Origin of the sequence: Frankia tisae, assembly GCF_025403405.1 — a bacterium.
Classification (GTDB): Bacteria; Actinomycetota; Actinomycetes; order Frankiales; family Frankiaceae; genus Frankia; species Frankia tisai.
In genome coordinates, this window is the sequence record NZ_JANEZT010000610.1 from 1 (window position 1) to 2,251 (window position 2,251).

The window sequence follows — 2,251 nt, forward strand, 5'->3', positions numbered from 1 at the left end:
GGGCGGGGGCGCGCCACCGACGAGGCTCGAGCCTGGTCGCCGCCGGTGCCTGCCGCTCGCACCGGCGGCAACGGTGCGGGCGGTGGTGGTCGGGCGAACGGCGGCGGGTCCCGCGGCGCGACGGCCACGGTGGCCGGCCGGGTGGTCAACCCGGACCTGGTCCGGCTCGCCCGGGACGAGAGCCGGGCGATGCCCGGCGGCTACGGCAACGGCCGGGGTCGCGGCGGGCCCGGGCCGCGGCGGCGGATGTGGGTGCCGGGCCGGCCGGAGGTCGTCGAGCGCCTCGGCCGGGACGGCCTGCTGCCCGCCATCGTGTTCGTGTTCAGCCGGGCCGGCTGCGATGACGCGGTCACCTCCTGCGTGCGCGCCGGGCTGCGCCTGGTCGGCCCGGCCGAGCAGCAGCGGATCCGGACGATCGTCCGCGAGCGCACTGCCGGGATCCCCGAGTCCGATCTCGGCGTCCTCGGCTACTGGGCGTGGGTGGAGGGCCTGGAACGGGGCATCGCCTCCCACCACGCCGGGATGCTGCCCACCTTCAAGGAGATCGTCGAGGAGCTGTTCGTCCAGGGGCTGGTCCGCGTCGTGTTCGCCACCGAGACGCTGGCGCTCGGTATCAACATGCCGGCCCGCACCGTCGTCCTGGAACGGCTGACGAAGTTCAACGGCGAGAGCCGTGTCGACATCACCCCCGGGGAGTACACGCAGCTCACCGGCCGCGCCGGCCGCCGCGGCATCGACGTGGAGGGGCACGCGGTCGTGCTGTGGCAGTCGGGGCTGGACCCGCTGGCGCTGGCCGGGCTCGCGTCCACCCGCACCTATCCGCTGCGCTCGTCGTTCCGTCCCTCCTACAACATGGCGGTGAACCTCGTCGGCCGGCTCGGGGCCGACCGGGCCCGCGCCGTGCTCGAGTCGTCGTTCGCGCAGTTCCAGGCCGACCGGGACGTGGTGGGCCTGGCTCGGGTGGTGCGGCGCAACAGCGAGGCGATCGACGAGATGCGCGCGCAGCTGAGCTGCGACCGCGGGGACGCCGCCGAGTACGACCGGATCCGGCGCGACATCCGGGAGCGGGAGGCGGCGCTGTCGCGGGAGGGCTCGGCGCGCCGGCGTGCCGAGTCGGCGGCGGCGCTGGGCCGGCTGCGCACCGGCGACATCGTGCGGGTGCCCGCCGGGCGGCGCAGCGGGCTCGCCGTCGTCCTCGACGCCGACGCGAACGCGGTCGGCGCCGAGGGGCCCCGTCCCGTGGTGTTGACCGCGGACAAGCAGGTGCGGCGGCTGTCGCTGGTCGACTTCCCGGTCGCGGTGGAGCCGCTCGGGCGGGTCCGGGTGCCGCGGTCGTTCAACCCGCGCTCGCCGCAGTCCCGCCGGGATCTGGCCTCCTCACTGCGGGCCGCGGACGTCGACCCCGAAGGCCCGCCCGGCCGGCGTGCCAAGGCGCGCTCCGCGGCCGCGGACGACGCCGAGCTCGCCCGGCTGCGCCGTGCCCTGCGCGCCCACCCGGTGCACGACTGCCCGCGCCGCGAGGAGCATCTGCGCTCCGCCGAGCAGGCCAACCGGCTCGCCAAGGAGACCGCGGCGATCTCCCGGAAGGTCGAGGGCCGCACGAACACGGTCGCGAAGACGTTCGACCGGGTCCGTGCGGCGTTGGCGGAGCTCGGCTACCTCGACGGCGACACCGTCACCGACGCCGGCCGGGTGCTCGCGCGCATCTACTCCGAGCAGGACCTGCTCGTCGCCGAATGCCTGCGCGCCGGCATCTGGGCGGAGCTGACCCCGCCGGCGCTTGCCGCCGCCGTGTCCACCCTGGTCTTCGAGCCGCGCGGCGACGACGTCGGCGTCCCGGCGCTGCCCGGCGGCGCGGCGCTGCGCGACTGCCTCGACGAGATGGGTCGCCTGGCGTTCCGCCTCGCCGCGACCGAGCAGGGCCACCGGCTGAGCTTCCTGCGCCCACCCGAGCTCGGATTCGTCCCCGCCGCCCACGACTGGGCGGTGGGCCGGCCGCTGGAACGGGTCCTCACCGACAGCGGGCTGGAGCTGACCGCCGGCGACTTCGTCCGGTGGATGCGCCAACTGCTCGATCTGCTCGACCAGATCTCCAAGGTCGCCCCCGACGACTCCCGGGTGCGCCGCACCGCCCGTTCCGCGATGGACGCACTGCGACGCGGCGTCATCGCCTACGCGACGAGTGTCTGAGCGCCGAGATCGTGGCTGTGGGTTCGGGCATGGCTGTGGAATCGGGCATGGCTGTGGGTTC

General features: G+C 75.6%; 1 protein-coding gene. It reads left to right on the plus strand.

Annotated elements, in window-relative coordinates; all coding sequences use genetic code 11:
• Positions 1-2,190: DEAD/DEAH box helicase (locus tag NBZ85_RS30470; protein WP_261563355.1), on the plus strand; the 2,190-nt coding region annotated here is incomplete at its 5' end.
• Between the last annotated feature and the right edge of the window lie 61 nt (positions 2,191-2,251).